At 59.2% G+C, this 21395-nt stretch carries 20 protein-coding genes; 9 read left to right on the top strand and 11 right to left on the bottom strand.

All coding sequences use genetic code 11. From position 1 onward, the window contains the following. Positions 1–34: 34 nt before the first annotated feature. From rluB to ACMG4M_RS09185, 6 genes are all read right to left on the bottom strand, one after another. Complete coding sequence (gene rluB / locus ACMG4M_RS09210; protein WP_035244382.1) at positions 35–880, bottom strand: 23S rRNA pseudouridine(2605) synthase RluB; 846 nt, start codon at positions 878–880, stop codon at positions 35–37. Next, positions 873–1802: an SMC-Scp complex subunit ScpB gene (gene scpB / locus ACMG4M_RS09205; protein WP_035244380.1), complete on the bottom strand. Its 930-nt coding sequence runs from the start codon at positions 1800–1802 to the stop codon at positions 873–875. Before scpB ends, rluB begins: the two co-directional genes overlap by 8 nt. Before the next feature lie 2 nt (positions 1803–1804). Next, positions 1805–2743 (bottom strand): segregation and condensation protein A, encoded by a 939-nt coding sequence (locus tag ACMG4M_RS09200; protein WP_035244379.1) that lies wholly within the window; start codon positions 2741–2743, stop codon positions 1805–1807. 28 nt (positions 2744–2771) lie between these two features. Next, positions 2772–3947: a tryptophan--tRNA ligase gene (locus tag ACMG4M_RS09195; protein ID WP_035244800.1), complete on the bottom strand. Its 1176-nt coding sequence runs from the start codon at positions 3945–3947 to the stop codon at positions 2772–2774. 251 nt (positions 3948–4198) lie between these two features. Then, positions 4199–4822, bottom strand: coding sequence for an L-threonylcarbamoyladenylate synthase (locus ACMG4M_RS09190; RefSeq protein ID WP_035244377.1), 624 nt, complete (start codon positions 4820–4822; stop codon positions 4199–4201). A gap of 96 nt (positions 4823–4918) precedes the next feature. Then, a complete protein-coding gene (locus ACMG4M_RS09185; protein WP_414431128.1) occupies positions 4919–5713 on the bottom strand; it encodes a PHP domain-containing protein in 795 nt (264 codons plus the stop codon). A 227-nt stretch (positions 5714–5940) separates the two neighbouring features. Here ACMG4M_RS09185 and ACMG4M_RS09180 point away from each other — a divergent pair, with 227 nt between their 5' ends. The 6 genes from ACMG4M_RS09180 (at position 5941) to ACMG4M_RS09155 (ending at position 11971) form a co-directional block, all read left to right on the top strand. Then, entirely contained in the window at positions 5941–6681 is a 741-nt protein-coding gene (locus ACMG4M_RS09180) for a VC0807 family protein (RefSeq protein WP_272961810.1), read from the top strand. Between the two features lie 21 nt (positions 6682–6702). Beyond that, a complete protein-coding gene (locus tag ACMG4M_RS09175) occupies positions 6703–7002 on the top strand; it encodes a YciI family protein (RefSeq protein ID WP_035244373.1) in 300 nt (99 codons plus the stop codon). A gap of 132 nt (positions 7003–7134) precedes the next feature. Next, complete coding sequence (locus tag ACMG4M_RS09170; RefSeq protein ID WP_035244372.1) at positions 7135–7797, top strand: TIGR04211 family SH3 domain-containing protein; 663 nt, start codon at positions 7135–7137, stop codon at positions 7795–7797. A gap of 170 nt (positions 7798–7967) precedes the next feature. Continuing rightward, positions 7968–8876: an acyltransferase gene (locus tag ACMG4M_RS09165; protein ID WP_414429848.1), complete on the top strand. Its 909-nt coding sequence runs from the start codon at positions 7968–7970 to the stop codon at positions 8874–8876. A 62-nt stretch (positions 8877–8938) separates the two neighbouring features. Next, positions 8939–11080 (top strand): DUF349 domain-containing protein, encoded by a 2142-nt coding sequence (locus ACMG4M_RS09160; RefSeq protein ID WP_414429847.1) that lies wholly within the window; start codon positions 8939–8941, stop codon positions 11078–11080. A gap of 414 nt (positions 11081–11494) precedes the next feature. Continuing rightward, complete coding sequence (locus ACMG4M_RS09155) at positions 11495–11971, top strand: DUF4442 domain-containing protein (protein ID WP_052042412.1); 477 nt, start codon at positions 11495–11497, stop codon at positions 11969–11971. 85 nt (positions 11972–12056) lie between these two features. Here ACMG4M_RS09155 and ACMG4M_RS09150 read toward each other — a convergent pair whose 3' ends face one another. Continuing rightward, complete coding sequence (locus tag ACMG4M_RS09150) at positions 12057–12671, bottom strand: DUF924 family protein (RefSeq protein WP_035244369.1); 615 nt, start codon at positions 12669–12671, stop codon at positions 12057–12059. After that, positions 12664–13299 (bottom strand): arylesterase, encoded by a 636-nt coding sequence (locus tag ACMG4M_RS09145; protein ID WP_035244368.1) that lies wholly within the window; start codon positions 13297–13299, stop codon positions 12664–12666. Before ACMG4M_RS09145 ends, ACMG4M_RS09150 begins: the two co-directional genes overlap by 8 nt. Between ACMG4M_RS09145 and ACMG4M_RS09140 the strand changes: the two genes are divergently transcribed. Then, positions 13298–13975, top strand: coding sequence for an ABC transporter ATP-binding protein (locus ACMG4M_RS09140; RefSeq protein WP_035244367.1), 678 nt, complete (start codon positions 13298–13300; stop codon positions 13973–13975). The two genes, ACMG4M_RS09145 and ACMG4M_RS09140, sit on opposite strands and share 2 nt — an antisense overlap. Further along, on the top strand, positions 13968–16376 hold the full coding sequence (locus ACMG4M_RS09135) for an ABC transporter permease (RefSeq protein ID WP_414429846.1): 2409 nt from the start codon (positions 13968–13970) through the stop codon (positions 16374–16376). Before ACMG4M_RS09140 ends, ACMG4M_RS09135 begins: the two co-directional genes overlap by 8 nt. A 148-nt stretch (positions 16377–16524) precedes the next feature. Here ACMG4M_RS09135 and ACMG4M_RS09130 read toward each other — a convergent pair whose 3' ends face one another. After that, complete coding sequence (locus tag ACMG4M_RS09130) at positions 16525–17712, bottom strand: multidrug effflux MFS transporter (protein WP_414429845.1); 1188 nt, start codon at positions 17710–17712, stop codon at positions 16525–16527. Positions 17713–18039: 327 nt separating this feature from the next. Between ACMG4M_RS09130 and ACMG4M_RS09125 the strand changes: the two genes are divergently transcribed. Further along, positions 18040–19932, top strand: a complete 1893-nt coding sequence (locus ACMG4M_RS09125) for a cation:proton antiporter (protein WP_035244365.1) — start codon at positions 18040–18042, stop codon at positions 19930–19932. A 1-nt stretch (position 19933) separates the two neighbouring features. Here ACMG4M_RS09125 and ACMG4M_RS09120 read toward each other — a convergent pair whose 3' ends face one another. Together ACMG4M_RS09120 and ACMG4M_RS09115 are read right to left on the bottom strand one after the other, a co-directional pair. Further along, positions 19934–20362 (bottom strand): MerR family transcriptional regulator, encoded by a 429-nt coding sequence (locus ACMG4M_RS09120; protein WP_232221948.1) that lies wholly within the window; start codon positions 20360–20362, stop codon positions 19934–19936. Further along, on the bottom strand, positions 20359–21300 hold the full coding sequence (locus ACMG4M_RS09115) for a hypothetical protein (RefSeq protein ID WP_052042411.1): 942 nt from the start codon (positions 21298–21300) through the stop codon (positions 20359–20361). The genes ACMG4M_RS09120 and ACMG4M_RS09115 overlap by 4 nt, the downstream gene beginning before the upstream one ends. Positions 21301–21395: the final 95 nt, after the last annotated feature.

The raw sequence follows: 21395 nt of genomic DNA, 5'->3' as shown, positions 1-21395 counted from the left end.
CTCCCTTTTTTTTGTGTGCCTATTGTTTATGGTCTTAACGGCGGTAAGGACCGCGGGCCTTGCGGGGAGGTTTGCTGCCGGCGCGCTGGTGACGCAGGCGGGCGCGGCCGTAGAGGCCGGTGTATTTCTTGCCCTTCAGCTCTACCTTGCCGATCAGTGCCTGTATCTGCTCAGGCTCCAGCTCCATCCAGCGGCCCTGGCGCAACTGGGGCGGCAAGGTCAGGTCGCCGAAACGGATCCGCATCAAGCGCGCCACATCCAGATCCTGGGACTGGAACAGGCGACGCACTTCCCGGTATTTACCCCCGGTCAGTGTCACCTTGTACCAGTGGTTGGCGCCCTCTTCCGCGCCGCCGGCATCTTCAATGCTGTCGAACTTGGAGACACCATCTTCCAGCAGCACGCCGTCGAGCATCGCCTGACGCTTTTCCGGGGTCATGCCGCCACGTACACGCACGGCGTATTCACGCACGAAACCGTTGGAGGGATGCATGAGGCGGTGGGCCAGCTCACCATCGGTGGTGAACAACAGCAGGCCGGTGGTATTGATGTCCAGACGGCCCACCTGTACCCAGCGCATGCCCTGCAGTCGCGGCAGGTTATCAAACACCGTGGCGCGCCCTTCCGGATCGTTGCGGGAGCACACTTCGCCGGGCGGCTTGTGGTACATGATCACGCGCTGAACGATTTCTTCTTCCGCCTTCACTTTAATAATCCTGCCATCTACGCGTAGGGTATCTTCACTGCCAACCCGATCACCCAGGGTTGCCACTGCGCCGTTGACCGAAACCCGGCCATCAGCGATCCATTTCTCCAGCTCCCGGCGGGAGCCCAGTCCGGCTCGCGCCAGTACTTTCTGCAATTTTTCAGTTTCAGTCATGACGTGTCTGGCTGTCCTCTGCACTATTTTCCGCAGCGGCATCCTCGCCGTCAGCGTCATTGGGGCTATTGTCAGCCGTCTCGGCCTGTTCGGCCACACTTTCATCGCTGGCAACGGCTTCCTGCTTGTCCTTGTCGGCAGCCGGTTTGCGGCGGAATTCCTGTTCGAAGTCGGATAACACCGAATCTACCTTGTCCATACTCATCAAGGTGTCATCATCAATTTCCGGTTCCTGCTCCAGGCCCGGGAAGGCTTCCTGGTCGCCTGGCAGCCGCTGTTCACGCTCACCCTCCAGCATGCCATGGCCATCTTCGCCTTCCGGCGCTTCATCCATATCGCCCGGCCTGGCATTGGCAGGGGGCACATCGCTGAGAGCCAGTTCTTCATTGATCTTGTCCAGATCACGGATCTCCGACAGCGATGGCAGGTCCTCCAGGCTCTTCAGATCAAAATAGTCGAGAAACTGCTTGGTGGTGGCAAACATGGCCGGCCGGCCCGGTACATCCCGGTGCCCCACCACGCGTACCCAGTTTCTCTCCAGCAGGCTTTTGACGATATGAGAGCTTACTGAAACACCACGAATTTCTTCGATTTCGCCACGGGTAATAGGCTGGCGATAGGCGATCAATGCCAGGGTTTCCAGAATGGCCCGGCTGTAACGGGGAGGTTTTTCCTGCCACAGGCGGCTTACCCACTGACCCAGTTCCGGGCGGGCCTGGAAACGAAAACCAGAAGCGACTTCTTTGAGAAAGATGCCACGGTCAGCATAGGCCTCACCGATCTCTTCCAGATATTTACCCAGATCCTGCTTGCTGGGGCGGTCTTCCTCATCAAACAGAGTCTGCAGTGCATCCCGGTCAAGCGGGCCTTCCGCCACCAGAATGGCGGCTTCAATGATTCTTTTTATCTGTTCAGCTTCCACAGCTACCCCTCGGTTCCGTCATGGGCATCGGGTTCATCATCCACGCCGTCATCGGGTTCGTCTTCCAGTTCAAGTTGGGCCAGCACATCAGATTCTTCCAGTACCAGGGTCTTCGCCTTCACATGAATGGGAGCGAAAGGCCCGTTCTGTACCAGCTCAATCAGGCTGCCCTTGACCAGCTCCAGGGTGGCAAGAAAGGTGACCACCACGCCAAGCCGCCCTTCTTCCGGGGTGAAAAGCTCCACGAAGGGCACAAAATCCCGGCCCTTGAGCTTGTCCAGCACATTGGCCATGCGCTCCCGGGTAGACAGCTTTTCCCGGGATACCTGATGGCTCTCGAACATATCGGCCCGGTGCATGACCTCTTTCAGGGCCAGCAGCAGCTCTCGCATGTCCACATCCGGCTGGGCCTTTTCCCGGGTAAATTCAGGGCGTTTGGCTTCTGCCGGAAAGATGTCCCTTTCCAGGCGCGGCAGCTGATCGATGTCTTCTGCTGCCTGCTTGAAGCGCTCGTATTCCTGCAAACGGCGAATCAGCTCTGCACGCGGATCGTGTTCTTCGTCTTCCTCGTCCTCTTTCTGGCGAGGCAGCAACATGCGCGACTTGATCTCGCCCAGCATGGCGGCCATCACCAGATATTCCGCCGCCAGCTCGAAGTTCATCGCCTTCATCAGCTCCACGTACTCCATGTACTGAGTCGTGATGGTGGAGACAGGAATGTCGAGAATGTCCAGATTCTGTCGCTTGATCAGGTACAGCAACAGATCCAGCGGGCCCTCAAAGGCTTCCAGGAAGACCTCCAGGGCGTCGGGCGGTATATACAGATCGTCCGGCAGTTTGGTGATCGCCTTGCCATACATCAAGCCAAAGGGCATCTCTGCCTGGCTGGGATGCAGCGGCTTCATAATGGGTGTGACTGTGGGTTCTGCCGGTTCAGTCATCTCTCTCTCCCGAGTGCGCTAGTGCGCCTCAGCGGTAATTGAGCCCCATAGCGGCGCGGACTTCTTCCAGGGTGGCGCGGGCAGCCTCGCGGGCTTCCTCACAACCCTCAGCGACCAGGGTGCGGACCAGATCCGGATTGCGAAGATGCTCCTCCGCACGCTTGCGGATCGGCTCAAGCTCTTCCTGCACGGCCTCGATGATAGGTTTCTTGCAATCCAGACAACCGATGCCGGCACTGGTGCAACCTTCTTGCACCCACTGGCGGGTGTTGTCATCGGAATAAACCATGTGGAACTGCCATACCGGGCAGTTATCCGGGTTACCTGGATCGGTCCGGCGAACCCGTGCAGGATCGGTGGGCATACGGCGAATCTTGCTGTCGATATCCGCCTCTTCCTCACGCATGGTGATGAAGTTGCCGTAGGACTTGGACATTTTCTGCCCATCCAGCCCCGGCATTTTGGAGGCCGGTGTCAGCAGTGCCTGGGGTTCGGGCAGGATTACCTTGCCGCCGCCCTCCAGGTCACCCATCAAGCGCTCCTTGTCACCCAGAGTGATATTCTGCTGGCTTTCCACCAGGGCACGCGCAGTCTCCAGGGAGGCTTCATCGCCCTGTTCCTGATACTGGCGGCGATGATTGAGGTATACCTTCGACTGCTTCTTGCCCATTTTCTTGATGGCTGCATCCACGGCTTCCTCGAAGCCCGGCTCACGGCCATAGAGGTGATTGAAGCGACGGGCCACTTCCCGGGTCAGCTCCACGTGAGCGACCTGATCGGCCCCCACCGGCACCTGGCCGGCCCGGTAGGCGAGGATGTCTGCGGATTGCAGCAGCGGATAGCCCAGAAACCCATAGGTACTGAGATCCTTTTCGCGCAGCTTTTCCTGCTGGTCCTTATAGGTGGGCACCCGTTCCAGCCAGGACAGCGGAGTCATCATGGACAGCAGCAGATGCAGTTCCGCGTGCTCCGGCACCTGGCTCTGAATGAACAGCGTGGCAGAACCCGGGTTGACCCCGGCGGCCAGCCAGTCGATCACCAGGTCCCAGACGTGCTGTTCGATCTTGTGCGGGTTTTCGTATTCGGTGGTGAGCCCGTGCCAGTCTGCCACGAAGAAAAAGCATTCATATTCGTGCTGCAGACGCGCCCAGTTTTTCAGCACGCCATGGTAATGACCCAGATGCAGGCGGCCAGTGGCGCGCATGCCGGAAACAACTCGCTGGGAAGGAACCACGGAACTCAAAGCCTACTCCTTAGAATCTTGTTTGGGTTATATCAGCACGCCGCTGTGTCTCGCTCACAGGCGGGAGCGCACTAAACCCGATCAGCCGCGCAATGCGACAGGCATCACGCGGGGGAAAGCCCGCGATTATACGGTGAACCGGGGTATCAGGGACAGTGGCAAGCAGCCCCTTTGCGGCACTCTGGGTAAAACATAGTCAGCCAGGGCAAGATTCAGAAAATACTGTCCACAGGGCCGGCCCCTTCCCGCACCACTTCGGGGCCATCACCGTCAGCCATGGAAATCACGGTCGTTTCCATTACGCCACAGAAACCGCCATCAATGACCAGATCCACCTGCCCTTGCAGGAAGTCGCGGACATCCTGGGGATCAGTGAGCGGGAACTCGTCGTTGGGCAGATGGCAGGTAGACGTCATGATCGGCTCGCCATGCTCGGCCAACAGCGCTTGGCAGATGGCATGATCTGGCACGCGAATACCGATATTGCGCTTTTTCGGGTCCATCAAACGCCGCGGCACCTCGGTGGTGCCCTTGAGGATGAAGGTATAGGGGCCCGGGGTGTGGGCCTTGAGCAGGCGATAATCCGGATTTTCCACCTTGGCATAGATGGCCAGCGCAGACAGATCATGGCAAAGCAGAGTGAACTGGTGCTTCTTGTCCAGCTGCCGCAGGCGGATCAGCCGATCCAGCGCATTCTTTTCGCCGATACCGCAGCCCAGCGCGTAGGTGGTATCCGTCGGGTAGGCAATCAGCCCGCCGTTACGAATAACGTCTACCGCCTGGCGGATAAGCCGCGGCTGAGGCGTTTCGGGATGGATGTAGAGAATTTCGGTCATAACTTCAGTTGGTAGTTGATAATTGACAGTTGACAGCTAACGTCAAAACATTGCCGCAACCCATTGTTTTAGTTGTCAACTGTCCACTGTCAATTGTCAACTAGTTAGCCGCCCTTCCCACACAGGCCTGGCGCCGTTCGGCACCGGCGGCAATCGCCCCAGTGCCAGCCATTTCTGCTCTGGCGAATGAAAATCCGAACCGGCGGACACCTGCAGATCAAAGTGTTGCCAGCATTCATCCAGCAACGCGGTCTGTTGCGGGGAGAGCCCGGGCATGGCCACTTCCAGGCCGTCGCCGCCGGCCTCCTTGAAACTGGCAAGAAACTGGCGCAGTTTTTTGCGCGTCATGCCGTAGGCCTGCGGATGGGCCAGCACCGCGGTGCCACCGGCGGCATGAATATCGGCAATGGCCTCTTCCAGGGTGCACCAGGGTGTCGCCACAAAAGCGGATTGGCCCTGCTTCAGGTAACGGTTGAAGGCGTGTCGGTGGTTGCGCACCCTGCCCGCTTCTTCAAGAAACCGGGCAAACAGAGGACGGCCCGGCGCATCGGTGCCCGCCAGTTCACAGGTACGCTCATAACTGTTGGCCAGGGTCGCAGCACGATCCAGACGGCGGCCAATCTCCCGGGCACGATTCACTCGTGCCTCTTGCTGGGCGGCAACTCTTTCCTGCAACTGCCCACAATCGGTATCCAGCCACAGCCCTAGCACATGGTATTCGCGGTTTTCGTGGCGCACGGACAGTTCGATACCGTTCACCAGGCTGATATCGTGCTGCCGGGCAGCCTCATGGGCCTCCGGCAACCCGGCCAGGGTATCGTGGTCCGTCAGGGCCAGACAGGTCACTCCGTAGTCCGCAGCCCTCGACACCAGCGCTGCAAGGCTTAGAATACCGTCGGACGCCGTGCTGTGACTGTGCAGGTCGATTGTGTGGTTACGGGAGATAGCCGGATCCTCTCAAGATGCTCGATGTGTCTGCAATGACTCTCAAATTCGTCATGCGGCCCTGTTACGGCAAGCCGACGACGGGAATCAAGGCGCAGGGTAGCATTTTTGAGCCCTTCACCGGCATCTTTAAAGCCCTCCGGCTGCCATAAACTGATCAAACGGAATCCCGAATGAGCGAAAGCAACACCCCGGAACAGAACAGCAAGCCAGCCAGCGCCACGCCACCGAAGCAGGAAAGTCTGCTGGCCAATCTGCTGATCAATATCGCTATTCCCGCACTGATCCTGGCCAAACTCTCCGGGGATGACTGGCTGGGCACCAAGTGGGCCATCGTGGTGGCGCTCGCCTTCCCCCTGCTCTACGGCCTGCGGGATTTCCTGCAGAACGGCAAGGCCAATTTCTTCTCCGGCCTCGGCGTTGTCAGCATTCTGCTTACCGGCGGCATCAGCCTGATGGAGCTGGACGCCAAGTATATCGCCATGAAAGAGGCGGCCATTCCTGCCCTCCTGGGCATCGCAACGGTGGTATCCCTGCGCACCCGCTGGCCGCTGGTAAAAACCTTTCTCTATAACGACAAGGTGCTGGATACCGACAAGATCGCAGCCAAACTGGAAGACAATAACAACCTCGGCGCCTTCGAGCTGACCCTCAAACAGGCCTCCTGGATGGTGGCTGCCTCCTTTTTCCTGTCTTCGGTGCTCAACTACGTTCTGGCCAAGGTGATTCTGACCAGCCCGCCGGGCAGCGAGGCGTTCAATGCCGAGTTGGGCAAGATGACAGCCCTGAGCTACCCGGTTATTGTCGTGCCCTCCATGATTGTGCTGATTCTTGCCATGGTCTTTCTGTTTCGCCGCATCGGCAAGCTGACCGGGCTGAAGCTGGAAGACATCATGGCCGCACACCACCGTTAACCCTGAATAAAGAGCGAAACCATGCTGTACGCGATTATCAGTGAGGACGTGGCAAACTCCCTTCCCTTGCGTAAAGAGGCTCGGGCGGACCATCTCGCCCGCCTGGAAGCCCTGAAAGAACAGGGGCGGCTGATACTGGCCGGCCCGCATCCGGCCATCGACAGCAACGATCCCGGTGAAGCCGGCTTCACCGGCTCATTGGTCGTCGCCGAATTCCCCTCGCTGGAAGCCGCTCAACAATGGGCGGATGCCGATCCCTACATTGCTGCCGGCGTTTACGCTGGCGTGACGGTGAAACCGTTCAAGAAGGTACTGCCCTGACCTTCAGCTGGACAGATTGCCATTTTTTACAAAGACACCACGGCCCACAGCACGAAATGTGATTATGGTAGCGCCGCAACCCTGATGACTTCTCTAGACTGCGCGGCCTGACACGAAGGAGTAAAGACCCCCATGCTCGCAAGACTGGTTTGTTTCCTGGCAATAATGGTAGCCAGCCATACGGCTGTCGCCTCCACTGCCTGGGTAGATGACAGCATCTATGTACCGATTCGCTCATCTGCCAACCCCGCTGGCCGCATTCTCCACCGGGGCATCAAGAGCGGCACCCGCATCGAGTTTCTCGGTTTCGACGGTGACTGGGCAAAAATTCGCTACAAAGACATTGAAGGCTATATTGGCAAGCAGTACCTGAGCCAGAGCCCCACCGCTGAAATCATGCTGGAGCGAGCCAATCAGGCAAGCGAAGAAGCCAAGGCGGAAGCGGCGAAATTGCGCACTCAGCTGGCTGAGCTCAAAGGGGAGCATGAGGCACTTTCCGAGCAGTCCTCGGAACTGAAGAATGCCCTGAGCTCCCGTAGTGAAGAGCTGGAACAGCTGCAGGACGTGGCCTCTGACCCAATCCGCCTGGACCAGGCCAATCGACGCCTGAATGAGGAGCTAAGCCTGCTCCGTTCCGAGCTGGATCAAGTGAAAGGCGAGAACGTGATGCTGCGTAACAACAACACCTCCCAGCAATGGATTACCGGGGTCGGCATTCTGCTGCTCGGCCTGGTGGCCGGCATGATCATGCGCTCACGCTCAGGCCGCCGCCGCAATAGTGGCTGGGCGAACTGATCATCCACTGATTATCCCAGCTAAGGCCATGCCATTCCGGCATGGCCTTTCTGCTGCATCCAGGACCCCAACGCCCTGTATTTTCGGCAAAAATGACCGAAACGGACACGGGACATGCCCAAGCGCTTTGGGTAGCATGCCTGTTTACCCTGCTATTGACGACGACAGTTATGACTATCTGGCACAAGATTCGTGGCGCACTGGCCCTGGTGGGCATCCTGCTTAACACCCTTCTTCTCTGCCTTCCGCTTTACGTTTTTGCCCTGCTTCGGCTGGTGCTGCGCGGGGAAAAATCCCAGGTGGTATTGTCGAAAATACTGGTCTTCATCGCTGAGACCTGGATCGGCATCAACAACGCCATTATCGGCCTGACCAGTCAGGTGAAGTGGAACATCACCGGCATGGACACCCTGGATCGTGATCAGTGGTATCTGGTCACCTGCAACCACCAGTCCTGGGCGGATATTCTGGTTCTGCAGCGTATCTCCAACCGCAGAATTCCCTTCCTGAAGTTTTTCCTCAAGCAGGAATTGATAAAGGTGCCGCTACTCGGTCTGGCCTGGTGGGCCCTGGACTTTCCTTTCATGAAGCGCTTCAGCAAGGCTGAGCTTGAAAAGAACCCATCCCTGAAAGGCAAGGACCTGGAAACCACCCGCAAGGCTTGCGAGAAATTTGCCTACTTCCCAACCTCGGTGATGAATTTTTTTGAAGGCACTCGCTTCGAGGCAGAAAAGCATGCCAAGCAGCAATCTCCCTACAAGCACCTGCTTAAACCCAAAGCCGGTGGCGCAGCCTTTACCCTTAATGCCATGTCAGGACATTTGCGAAATTTACTTGATGTGACCATTATTTACCCCCCGGAGGCACCCCGCTCTCTGCTGGCTTTTCTCGGCGGCGCCATGAATGAAGTTGACGTCATCGTTCAACAGCGCGTGATCCCCGCCTGGGCCTCGGAAGGCGACTACGAATCGGACCAGGAATTCCGCGCCCGATTCCAGCAATGGATTGGCGACCTCTGGGCGGAAAAGGATGCCTTACTGGAAAATAATAACGCCGGACGTACCACACCAAGCGCCTGACGCACCCCGCTTCAGCGTCAGGCATCGAGCGTCAAGCGTCTGGCGCCTTTTTGAGAATTGATATGTTTGGCCGATTTCTGAAACCACGCTGGCAGCACAGCAATCCCGACATGCGGCTCAAGGCCGTGGAACAACTATCCCCCGTTGACGACGAGGCCACCCTCGCCCGTCTTGCCCGTGGCGACTCCAACTCTCTGGTGCGAGCCGCCGCCAGCGGCAGAATTATGGACTTTTCACTGCTGGACGAAATCCACCAGCGTGACGAAGAGCCCTCGGTCCGCGAAGCCGCCTCCATGCGCATCATGGCACTGCTGGCCGGCACCGTGGATGGCGCCCCGAACAGCGAAACCCGATTGAGACTGATACGCCTCACCGGCAATCGCGAGGCGCTGGGCTTTATTGCCCGCAACAGCCCCGATGAGATGTGCCAACAGGCCGCCATTGAACGTCTTGATGATGACAATCTGTTGTTTGAACTGGCCCTGGAAAGCAGAACAGAGACCCTCCGCCTCGAAGCCGCCCAGCAGCTTCGCAGTCTCTCTCTACTGAAACGTCTGAGCCGCGAAGGTCGCGACAAACGCGTCACCCGGTTGGCCCGGGAACAAGCCAAGGCCCTGCAAGAAAAAATTCAGCTGGAAGAGGCCGAGTCCGCACGAGTCGTGCAACTGGCCGACCGGCTGGAGCAGCACGCTCGCCGTTCCGTTGACGCCCTTTATGGCCCGCGTCTGGAACAGTTGGAACAGCAATGGCAGGACAGCAGCAACCGGGCTACACCTGACCTGGCCGAGCGGGTTCAGCAGGCACTCCAGCAATGCCGCCATCAACTGGCGACGCTACAGGAGGAAAATCACCGCCAAGCACTGGCAGATACCGCCCGTGCAGAACGCGAAGCGGCCGCCCACAATCTGTATCAACTATTGAGTCAGAGCGACCCACAGGCCTGGGAAGATCAGTTGGGCGAGTTGCGCTCTGCCCTTGCCACCCAGAAGCGTCGCTGGGACAGCGCCAATGAGCAAGCCCCGGCGCCGGACAATGACAAACTGGCCTTCGAGGACCTGGTCAGTGCTTTCGAGCGCATGCTCAATCTGGCCGCCGATATTCTCGAAGCCCGCGATGATCCCGCTCGCCTGAACAGCCTGGCGGCCGAGTGGCCCACGGGATACCCCAAGCCACCATTGTTGACTGCCCTCGTCCCCCCTGCCCGCGAAGAAAAACCATCAACGGCCCGGGCTCGCCCCGCACCGAGCCCCAACCAGGGGCTGCTGGTTGCACTGAAGCGGGAGCTGCGCGACGGCAATCTGCGCCATGCCAACCGTCTCTGGCACAAGGCTCAGGCGATCATCGACGAGCAAAGTGATCCGGCTCTGGCCAGCCAGCTGAAAAAACTGGAAGCCCGCCGTGCCGAACTGCAGGACTGGCACCGCTTTGCTGCCGAACCGAAGAAGGTGTCGCTGTGCGAATCCATGGAGGCTCTGGCCGAGAGCAGCATGGATGCCCCGCAACTGGCTTCCGCCATCCAGGCGCTTCACGATGAATGGCGCGCCTTGATGAGCTCCGATCAGGATGAGGATCAGGCACTGTGGGATCGCTTCAAGGCCGCCTCCGATCGAGCCTATGAGCCTTGCCAGGCCCATTTTGCCGAGCAGGACGCGCTGCGCCAGAGCAATCTGGAAAAACGTCGCCAGCTTTGCGAGCAACTCGAGCAATTTATTGACGCGCAGGACTGGAGCCAGGCCGACTGGCAAGGCATCTGGCAAATCCGCCAACAGGCACCGAAAGACTGGAAAGCGATTCAACCGGTGCGCTTTACTCATGCTCGTGAGGTACAGAAACGCTTCTCCGCCATCCTGTCCGGCCTGGACGAAAGGCTGAAGGACTATATCGAGGCCGCCGAAACCTCTCGGCAGGCCCTGATCACCCAGGCAAAAAACCTGACCGAGCTAAATGATGTGGGCGAAGCCACCCGGCAAGCGCAGCAATTACAGAAGCAATGGCGCGACCCCCCTGGTTACCGCCGGCCCAGCATCGCGCCGGCCAGAAAAAATTCAAGAAGGCCATGGATGCCCTGTTTGCCGAGCGCAATCGCCAGCATGCCGAGCGAAAGGCGGAACAGGAAACCCGCTCACAGGAAGCGCAAGGTGCAGTCACACAACTGGAAAGCTGCCTGGATGCGCCTTTTTCAAGGGAAGGCGCCCACGCTTTAAAAGAGGCGCTGCACGCACTTGAGCAATTCAACAGCTCCGCCCTGCCCCAGTCTCTGAGTCGCCAGGCTCAGCAACTTCGGCGTCGTGCCCGTGAAAGGCTCGACCGCCTGACTGAATGGGAGCACTGGCAAGCTCTGCAGCAGACGGTAGAAAGTCTTTCTGAAGTGAATGAATGTGGTGACGAATCGCTGACATTGGCGGTTGCCTTCGAGGCACTGGCCGGAGTACCCAGCCCGGAAGCCGAGCGACAGCGCCGCCTTCAATGGCAACTGGAGAAACTGCCCTCGGCCATGAAGCAGCAAGAGTTTGCCGCCCTGGACGAAATGGCTCGCCTGTTGAAGGACCACGATCAACCGGTCTCTGTCCCCGTGCGCAATCGCCTGCACCAGGCCCTGGCCGTGCTGGAGCCCGGCAGTGAGTAATCTGCTAACCCGCTTTGCCCGCACCCCGAGAGGACTGCGCTGGTTCCTGAATCTTTACGGCCCCTATCTCGGCGCCGGTGTGCGGGTGGACTATCTGGCGGAAGACTTTCGCGAGCTGAAGGTGTCCATGGGGTTGCACTGGTACAACCGCAATTATGTGGGCACCCATTTTGGTGGCAGCCTCTATTCCATGGTGGACCCGTTCTACATGCTCATGGTCATGAACGTGCTGGGGCGGGATTTTATCGTCTGGGACAAGGCTGCCGAGATTGATTTCATCAAGCCTGGCACCGGGCGGGTCCATGCCCGCTTCCAACTAACTGATACCATGCTGGAAGAGATCCACCAGCACACTGCCGATGGCAACAAATACCTGCCTTGCTGGCCAGTGATCATCGTCAACGATGACGGCGAGACAGTGGCCAAAATCAACAAGACGCTCTATATCCGCAAGAAGCCCCGCAGCTGATCTTGTCGTGGGAGCCATCCCTCATGATGACGCTGATTGATCTGAAAAGCGCCAATGGTTCGCCATGCAAGCATGGCTCCTACAGTCACTGCCCGAAGCTACCTGTTTTTTCCAGATAGGCGAGTTCTTCGGCGGTGCTTTCCCTACCCAGAGCCGCATTGCGATGTGGGAAACGCCCGAAGCGGCGAATCAACTCCCGATGTTGCCTGGCTGCATCGACACTGCTTTGTACCGACTTGCGACAGGAATCCGGGGCGCGCTCCAGCAAGGCGGTCATGCTGTTCAGGCAGAGATCCTGCAGGTCTTCATCTTCGGCATGCATCAGTGGCATCAGGAAAAACACCTGGCCGCACAGGGGCAGTTTGCTGTGCATCTGCCTGGAAACACCCTCCACCGCCAGGGTTGCCGCCCGGTGATCGCCGGCAAAGGCCTGGGACTGGCCACGGTAGATATGGCGGGTGAACTGGTCCAGCAACAGAATCAATGCCAGCCGTGACTGCGGCTGGCGCTCCCAGTCCACCAGTTCCTGCTGTATCGCCGCCTCCACATAAACGCCGAAGCGATGCTCAATCTCCGCATCATCACCGGCACTGGCGCGAAACCATTTGCGGGTCACGGATGCCTGTGGCCATTCCTGGCTCAGGCCATCCTCAAACCAGTAATTGAGTACGTCCTGCCAGGGGGGCGTCAATTCAAACACTGTCACCTCCAGTGGCTTCACCACACTGCTCCGGCAATAAAGGCTCAAGCACGGAAGAGGCATGGGCCTTTAACAGGGGCTGAGCTGCCGCGGTGGGATGAATGCCATCTTTCTGCATCCAACCCTGCTCCACCACGCCTTCCAGAAAAAACGGGAACAACGGCACCTGTTTGTCGTCAGATACCTGACGGAACTGTTGTTCGAACAGACGGGTATACTGTGGTCCGTAATTGGGGGGAATACGCATGCCGAGTAATATCGGTGTGGCGTCAGCCGCACGGCTTTTCTCGATCATCTGTGCCAGATTGTTGCCCATGGCAATGGGGGACAGACCGCGCAGGCCATCATTACCACCCAGCTCGATGATCAAGATTTGCGGCGCATGTTTTTCCAGCAATGCTACCAGCCGGCTATTGCCGCCGGCGGTGGTTTCACCGCTGACCGACGCATTGATCACGGGGAAATCACGGCAGCGCTGTTCCAGTTCTTTCTCCAGCAGGGCGACCCAGCCTGCGGATTTTTCAATCCCGTAGGCGGCACTGATACTATCGCCCAGAACCAGTAAGCCCCTGGCCTGCACGGACAGCGCCGCCATGGTCAGAATTGCCACTAAAAGAAGCCGAATCATGAACACACAATCTCCCGTATTAAGCGCCCGAAACCTTGGCAAACGTGTACAGGGACCAGAGGGCGGGCTGGATCTGTTGCAGGATATCACGCTGGAAGTGAATGCCGGTGACAGTCTGGCCATTACCGGGCCGTCAGGTTCCGGCAAGTCCACCCTGCTGTCCCTGTTGGCCGGGCTGGATGTGCCCACCAGCGGCGAGGTCCTGCTGGGAGACAAGCCGTTCAGTAGTGGCAGCGAAGACCAACGGGCCCGCCTGCGTGGCGAGCAATGCGGGTTTGTGTTCCAGCATTTCCAGTTGGTGGCTGATCTCACCGCCCAGGAAAACGTGATGCTGCCGCTGGAAATCCTTGGCCGTGGCAAAGCCCGGGACACTGCCCGCCATTGGCTCGACCAGGTCGGACTGGGCAAGCGCTGCCATCACTTCCCTGCGCAGCTTTCTGGCGGGGAACAGCAACGCGTTGCGCTGGCCCGGGCCTTTGCGGTGTCGCCCTCCCTGTTGTTCGCCGATGAGCCCACCGGTAGCCTGGATTATGCCAATGGCGAGCATGTGGCAGACCTGCTGTTTTCCCTGAACCAGGAACAGGGCACCGCCCTGGTACTGGTCACCCATGACCAGACTCTGGCCCGGCGTTGCAGCCGAGCCATGTCCCTGGTGGAGGGCCGTCTTGGTGTTTAAGGCCTGGCGTTCCCCCGCATTCCGCGTTCAGGCACTGGCGGTGCTGGTGGCAGCCTTTGCCATGACCGCCATGCTGATTCTGCGCGACACCGTGGACCAACGATTCAACCAGCGGACCGCCGTTGCCCTGGGTGCAGACCTGATTCTGGAAGGCACTCGCTTCCCAGAGCCGGCACAACGACAGCAACTGGCAGAAACCCGTCACGCGGAAAGCGTGAAATTTTCCAGCGTGATGGTGAATGACGACAGCTTCCTGCTCGCCAGCATCAGGGCGGTATCTGCCGGCTTCCCGCTCTATGGTGAGATCCAGATCAGTGACAGCCGCTTTGCGGATCCGTATCCGGTCGACCATGGTCCACAACAGGGCCATGTCTGGATTGCCGGCACCGGGCTGGACCGTCTGGGTTTACAGACCGGCGAGTTCATTACCCTGGGCGAGCGCAGCCTGCTGATCGATAAAGTCATCGTCCAGGAACCGGATCAACAGGCCGGTTTCTACAGCATGAACCCGCGGGCCCTGATCCATATTGATGATCTGCAAAGCGCCGGGATACTCGGTGAAGGCAGTCGCTACCGTCATAACCTACTGGTGGCTGCCGATGATGCCGCGCGCCAGCAGCTGGAGAGTCGCCTGACCCCGGGGCTGCGTCCGGACCAGGAACTGGAAACCGTGGCCAATACCGAGCTGCGCAGTCGCGGGCCGGTAGAGCAGCTTTTTCTCTGGTCGCAATTGGCGGTGATGCTGGTGGTGTTGCTGTGCGCGGCAGCTATCTACCTGACCTCGAGCCACCGTGCCCGTCACCAGCAAACGCTCTGCGCCGTGATGAAAACCGTGGGCGCCAGCCAGGCAGCCATTGTCCGCCGCTTGCTGGGCGGCGACGCCCTTGCCCTGCTGATCCCCACACTTGCCGGCATTGCCCTGGCCAGTGCGCTGGGCCTGTATCTGATCACTCTGATGGGGGGAGGCATGGCCTTTCCCATTACCGCTCCAGTATTGGGCCTGTTTGGCCCGGTGCTACTGTGGCTGGGGTTTGCTGCACCGACGCTGTGGGCGCATCTGGGCCTGCCAGCCACCGCCTTGCTGCAACAGCGTGACAGCCAGCCCGGCCGTCAGCGCTGGACCCTGCTAATCGCCCTGCTCACGCCGATCCCACTGGCCGCCGTCATGAGCGGTTCACTGACCAGCCTGTGGCCCTTGCTACTACTGACCTTTGCCATCGCGGTGGGGCTACCGCTGCTGCTGTGGCCACTGGTGTCGCTACTGGACCGTGCCAGCGGCAGGATGCCGCTGGCCGCCCGCCTGGCCCTGCGTCGCCTGAGCCGTCGTAAGGCAACCACGCTCCCCCTGCTGGCGGCGCTGGTGGTATCGCTGGCGGTATTGTCCATGTCGATCCAGACCGGCAGGCAGTTGTTGAGCGACTGGCGCTCTACCCTGCCGGAAAACGCACCCAACTACTTTGTCATCAACCTGTTTGACCAGGATCTGGCGCCTTTCAATGACTGGCTAACACGGCACAACAGCGACAGCCAGCCTCTCTATCCCGTGGTTCGCGCCCGGCTTACCGCCATTAACGGCGAGCCGGTGCGTGATGCCGTGACCAAGGAGCAGGACCAAGGCGATCGGGCATTGAACCGGGATCTGTCTCTCACCGAGGCGGATAGCCTGCCTGACAGCAACGAGCTACTGGAAGGCCGCTGGGTCGAGCGGCCCGGTGAAGTCACCGTGGAAAGTGAGCTGGCGGAGTCACTGGGGCTGAAGCTGGGTGACCAGCTGACCTTTACCGGGTCGTCCACGCCCATCGAGGCGGAAATTGTCGGCTTGCGAGACGTGGACTGGGAAAGCTTTGCGCCTAACTTCTATTTCATGTTTTCCCCGGGCACGCTGGATGCCCAGAGCCGCACCTGGATCACCAGTTTTTATCTGGCCCCCGAGAAAAGCACTGAACTGGGTAGTCTGGTGCAACAGTTTCCGCAGATCAGTCTATTGGACGTGAACGCCATCCTTGCCACCCTGGAGGACATCGTCGCCCAGGCCAGTCGAGCCGCTTTCTTTGTGGGACTGATGCTGATGCTGGCGGCCCTGCTGGTACTGGCTGCCGCCCTGCTGGCAACCGCTGACCAGATGCGCAAGGACAACCGGCTGCTGGTCGTCATCGGCGCCCGCCAGAGCCTGCTTCGACGCACTGCGGCCCTGCAGGCCCTGTTCCTGATCGGTGGTGCCGCCCTGCTGGCCAACCTGATTCACTTTGCCGCGCTGTTTCCACTGGGCCAGAAACTGTTCGACGGGGAGTTGCCGTTGAGCCTGTGGTTGCTGCTGCCCTGGGGGGTGACGGCTTTGCTGGTGCTGGCGGCTCGGCTGGCCCCGCCGTTGCGGCCAGCTTCCCGTGGCGGGAAAGTCTGACGCAGACAAGTTCGCGTCCTCGTAGGGTGGATTAGCCTAAGGCGTAATCCACCTTCCTGGGATTCGAAGTCTGCTGCAGTGGATTTTGCGGATTACGCCTGAGGTTAATACACCCTGCGGTTGATGTGGTTGCCGAGAGGTATCGTTTCTAACCTTTCACCCCTTTCCTCAGCCACAGAAAAGCCCCCAGCGCCGCCATGCTGCTGCCAGCCATCAACAGTGTCATGGGCACCGGCGTGCCGTCATGCCAGGTTCCCAATACCGTGCCAATCAGCCCGGCCAGCAGAAATTGCAACGTGCCGTTCAGGCCGGTAGCCGCACCGCTATCGCGGTCGAACAGGCTCAGGAAACTGGCAATACCGTTGGGGATCACCAACGCCACCATACCCGCAGTGACCATGATCAATGGCACCACCGCCCAGAGAACCAGATTGTCTGTCAGTGTCAGCCCCAGCAATGCCACCCCGGCCAGGGCCTGCAAGATTAGTCCTGCACGCATGATGTCGGCGCTGGCATAACGGCGTAGCAACACAACATTCAGGCGGTTGAGCCCGAGCATGGTCACCACATTGGCACCGAAATAGAGCGGAAACCGGTCGGGGCTGATGCCGAAATAATCCATGTAGAGGAAGGCCGCATCGGTAATGAAGACAAACAGGGCGGAAAATGCCAGCGCATTGGCAAGAATAAAACCCATGGCTGGGCGATTGCGCAGTACTCGGCCATAGGCGTTGAACAAACGGTGCCACAGCGTCTCATTGTCCTGCCGTCGCGGGACCGTGGGCAGCGGGAAGCGAACCAGCAGCATCAACATCATCCCGTAACCGGCCAGCATGAAGAAAATGCTCTGCCACCCGGCAAGATTGAGCAGTGCCACGCCCACCGCCGGCGCCACCAACGGCGCAATCAGCATGACCAGACCAATACTGGTGAGCACCCCGGCGGCCTGCTGGCCGGTGAAATGGTCCCGTACCGAGGCAGCGGCGATCACCACGGATGCACCACCACCCATGGCTTGCAGGAAACGCAGCAGGTAGAGCATGTGGATGTCATTACTGAAAGGAATGATCAAGCTGCCGGTAATAAACAGCAGCAGCCCCACGTAAGCGACCGGCTTGCGACCAAAGTGATCCGACAACGGGCCACCCAGCCACTGGCCCAGTGCCACACCGAGCACATAGATACTCACGGAAATTTCCACATCATGGATCGGCACGGCAAAGTGCTCGGACATGGCCAACAGTGCCGGCAGATAGGTATCAATGGCGAGAGGCCCCAGAGCGACCAAGGTGCCCAGTAAAATCGCCAATCGACGGGGAGAGATTTGCGCTTGCATGGAATGTCCAGTGAGGCAATGAGAGCGGGATGTTAACGCATGTGTCGCTGGGCTTCAGTGATTTTATGAACCTGATTCATTTCCTGTTATGAAAAACGGGTTGCGGCCATCGTGTTGTCCTGTGACCATTAGCCGCTTTGGCGGGTTAATGAAAGCACCCCTGCCCATGGGGATTCCAGAAACGCAATGGGTAACCGCAATGACAACACTACCAACGGACCGGAACCGGTCCTCATCGGTGCCCGTGATCCAACCTTCCGGGACTGACCCTGCTTGCTCTGCTGACACTTTCTGCCCCGCCACCCGTCATTACCAAACGGAAACTGCATGAATTTAGAGATTGCGTACCAATTGGCCATCATTACCGTTGTGGCCTTCCTGTGTCAGTGGATTTCCTGGCGTATCAAGCTACCCGCCATTCTTCCGCTGCTACTGACTGGCCTGGCACTGGGGCCACTGACCGGGGTACTGCAACCCAAAGAATTGCTGGGTGATCTGCTGCTGCCCGGCGTATCGCTGGCGGTATCTATCATTCTCTTTGAAGGGGCCATGACCCTGCGCTTCGATGAAATTCGTGGCCTGGAGAAAACCGTTCGCCGCCTGGTGACATGGGGGGCGCTGGTCACCTGGTCGATTGTAGCCGTGTCTGCCTGGTGGTTTCTAAAGCTGTCGTTTGACCTTGCCCTGCTGTTTGGCGCCCTGGTGGTCGTCACCGGGCCAACCGTGATTGTTCCGCTGCTGCGTAGCGTACGCCCCGTCAGCAGTGTGGCCCGCCTGCTCCGCTGGGAAGGCATCGTCATCGATCCGCTGGGTGCCATTTTTGCGGTACTGGCCTATGAGCTGGTGGTGGCCAGCGGGCAGGAAGGTGCGTTACTGCATACCCTGTGGCTGTTTTTCCAGACTATCACCGTCGGTGCAGCCATCGGCGCTGTGGTCGCCATGGGCCTGGCAGCGCTGCTGCGCCGGCATCTGGTGCCAGAATATCTGCGCAGCTTCCTGGTGCTGTCGCTGGTGATCGGCGAATTCGTACTGGCCAATGCGCTCAGCGAGGAATCCGGCCTGGTCGCAGTTACCGTCACCGGTATCGTGCTGGCCAATCTCAAGGGGGTTCGCACCAACGATATTCTCCACTTCAAGGAGAACCTCTCGGTCATTCTGATCTCCGGGCTGTTTATCGTGCTGGCGGCACGCCTGGAAATGCAGGAACTCGAGCAACTCGGTTTGATGGCACTGGTGGTGCTGGCGATTATTCAACTGATCGCTCGCCCGGCTTCCGTGCTGGTCGCCACACTGGGCTCCAACCTTAACTGGCGGGAAAAATCCCTGCTCGCCTGGATTGCCCCGCGGGGTATCGTGGCCGCGGCCATTTCCGCCCTGTTTGCCGAACGGTTGCTGCAAAATGGTGTGGAAGGAGCCGAAATGCTGGTTCCTCTCACGTTCATGGTCATCATCGGCACCGTGGCCTTGCAGAGTCTCACTGCCAGACCTCTGGCCCGTTTACTGAAGGTCGCAGAGCCAGCACCACGGGGGTTCCTGATTGTGGGAGCCAACCCGGTAGCCCGGGCGATTGGTTCTGCCCTGCAGAAAAACCAGTTCCCGGTCATGGTGACGGACTCAAGCTGGGAATCCATTCGGCTAGCCCGCATGGAAGGCCTGAGCACGTTTTATGGCAACCCGGTTTCCCAGCATGCGGACCAATACATGGACCTGGTGGGCTACGGTAAATTGCTCGGGCTGAGCCCGCGGCGTGAGCTGAACACCATGGCCACTATGCGCTATCGTCTGGAATTCGGGGAACCCAATATTTTCAGTCTGCCTACCCAGAGAAGTGACAAGGAAGTAAAGCATGAAGTGGCGCCGGAACACCGTGGTGCCACCCTGTTCGCTGCGGAGATGACCTATGCTCGTCTGGCAAGCCTGCTGAGCCAGGGAGCGGAAATTCGCAAGACCCGCCTCACTGAAGAGTTCGATTTCAACGCCTACCAGCAAACCCCGCACCGCCGGGTGTGGCCGCTTTTCGCCATCGATACCCGTGATCGTATCTATGTGTTCAGTGAGGAAAGCCAGCCTGCCCCCAAGGCAGGCTGGCACGTGCTGGGATTGATCAAGGAAGATGCGGCCAAGGAAGAAGCCCGCACCGAGGCGCGGGCCGAAGCGGCTGCAGAGAAAGCTGCCTCGGACAAGGGTAAAGGCGCTGAAAAAGCCAACAAGAAAAGCTGACCTACCCTGCCGGGTCCGGGGCATCGACGAAGGCATCGATCAACCCACAGACCCGGCCATCATCCAGGCGACAATCCGGGCTGCCCTGCCACTGCTCCATGGCGCTGCGCATACGCAGACTGAGCGATTGCAGCTCGGCAATCTGTGTCTCTACCTGTTCCAGGCGCGTTTCAATCAGAGTCCGGACCTGGCCGCAGGGTGTTTCCCCTTCCCGGGAAGCCCCCGCCAGGGCCTGAATATCAGCGAGCGTAAAACCCAGGGAGCGGGCTTTCAGGGCAAAGTGCAACAACCGTAAATCCGTATTTCCGTAACGGCGATAGCCGTTGTTGGGATCTCTTTCCGGTTTCAGCAGAGCAATGTCGGTGTAATGCCGCACCGTCTCGGTGGTGGTTCCCGCCTTGCGGGCCAGATCGGAAACACGCATGGTCATTTCTCTCCCGGTTGCGTCCAGGGTCGGTAGATAGCGGGAATGGCCGCATCCTGCTGCTGGTAATAACGGTGAATGGCCATGGCCAGGGCGTCAGCACCCAATTCTTCAGACAGCTTATCCAGAAAGGCGGTTCCTCGCTGCGACATCACCAGGTGACACTGCAGGGCGACATCAGCCAGGGACCGGTTCTCCGGGTACCGTTGCCAGGCCTGCCGCAATGGACTGTGAGCCCAGTCGCAACGCTGATGACTCAGAGCGAGCTGCCCTTCCAGCCACCAGAGGTAAGGATCATCTCCGAGCGCCAGGTGCAATTGCCCGCTGATTTCCCGGTAAGCATTCTGATCGGACGCCATCAGTGCGTGTTTCAGCTGCCAGAGTGCCGGTTTGCCCGTTTCTGCCTGAGCCGCCAGGGCCTGCTCTTCACAGGGCTGGCCGGTACACTGCACAAGCCATAATGCCAGCAGTGCCGGCTGGCCTGCAGCCAGATCGGCAAGTTCCGCCGAGCCGGGGTTATCCTGCAACATGGTCAGGAATGCCTTCCCCCTCCCGGCTTGAAACCGATCGCCATAGGACACCAGTTCGCTCAATTGCAGACCGCTGCTGTAGTCGTACCACTCGGTAAGACGATAACGGGCACCAGGTTCGCCCTCCAGGCGGAGAAACCCCACACCACCGTCAGAAAAATGCAGTCTGATACGGGCCGCGAAACGCTTCCGGTTTTCGTTGAATCCGGTGATGGCGAACTGCTCAATGTCCACATCCTGCACCCAACGAGCAAGAACCCGGTCGGGCACCGGTACTAACGTCTGCCGGGCCAGTACCGGTTGCAGAGAACCACTGCCAAGATCCGCTCTTAGTGTCGCGAGGGTAAGGCTGTCAGCGCTAACGGTCTGCGCCAACAGGAAAAATAACAGCGAAATGAAAAAGCGGTAAGTCATGCGAAGCCCCATTTGATCCCGCACAGACTAGGCAAAAACACCGGGGTTAGCCACACCCTGGGTGCGCACGGGAGACCCGTGCCTTATGGTGCAAA

It is taken from the genome of Alcanivorax sp. IL3, assembly GCF_047495465.1.
Classification (GTDB): Bacteria; Pseudomonadota; Gammaproteobacteria; order Pseudomonadales; family Alcanivoracaceae; genus Alcanivorax; species Alcanivorax jadensis.
Note: the sequence above shows the minus strand (reverse complement) of the source record. Positions and strands in the feature narration are given on the sequence as shown.

Coding starts and splice junctions, on each gene's coding strand:
- rluB (WP_035244382.1), bottom strand. CDS start 880: ATGACTGAAACTGAAAAATTGCAGAAAGTACTGGCGCGAGCCGGACTG.
- ACMG4M_RS09200 (WP_035244379.1), bottom strand. CDS start 2,743: ATGACTGAACCGGCAGAACCCACAGTCACACCCATTATGAAGCCGCTG.
- ACMG4M_RS09195 (WP_035244800.1), bottom strand. CDS start 3,947: ATGCGCGCCACTGGCCGCCTGCATCTGGGTCATTACCATGGCGTGCTG.
- ACMG4M_RS09190 (WP_035244377.1), bottom strand. CDS start 4,822: ATGACCGAAATTCTCTACATCCATCCCGAAACGCCTCAGCCGCGGCTT.
- ACMG4M_RS09180 (WP_272961810.1), top strand. CDS start 5,941: ATGAGCGAAAGCAACACCCCGGAACAGAACAGCAAGCCAGCCAGCGCC.
- ACMG4M_RS09175 (WP_035244373.1), top strand. CDS start 6,703: ATGCTGTACGCGATTATCAGTGAGGACGTGGCAAACTCCCTTCCCTTG.
- ACMG4M_RS09170 (WP_035244372.1), top strand. CDS start 7,135: ATGCTCGCAAGACTGGTTTGTTTCCTGGCAATAATGGTAGCCAGCCAT.
- ACMG4M_RS09165 (WP_414429848.1), top strand. CDS start 7,968: ATGACTATCTGGCACAAGATTCGTGGCGCACTGGCCCTGGTGGGCATC.
- ACMG4M_RS09160 (WP_414429847.1), top strand. CDS start 8,939: ATGTTTGGCCGATTTCTGAAACCACGCTGGCAGCACAGCAATCCCGAC.
- ACMG4M_RS09140 (WP_035244367.1), top strand. CDS start 13,298: ATGAACACACAATCTCCCGTATTAAGCGCCCGAAACCTTGGCAAACGT.
- ACMG4M_RS09145 (WP_035244368.1), bottom strand. CDS start 13,299: ATGATTCGGCTTCTTTTAGTGGCAATTCTGACCATGGCGGCGCTGTCC.
- ACMG4M_RS09130 (WP_414429845.1), bottom strand. CDS start 17,712: ATGCAAGCGCAAATCTCTCCCCGTCGATTGGCGATTTTACTGGGCACC.
- ACMG4M_RS09125 (WP_035244365.1), top strand. CDS start 18,040: ATGAATTTAGAGATTGCGTACCAATTGGCCATCATTACCGTTGTGGCC.
- ACMG4M_RS09120 (WP_232221948.1), bottom strand. CDS start 20,362: ATGACCATGCGTGTTTCCGATCTGGCCCGCAAGGCGGGAACCACCACC.
- ACMG4M_RS09115 (WP_052042411.1), bottom strand. CDS start 21,300: ATGACTTACCGCTTTTTCATTTCGCTGTTATTTTTCCTGTTGGCGCAG.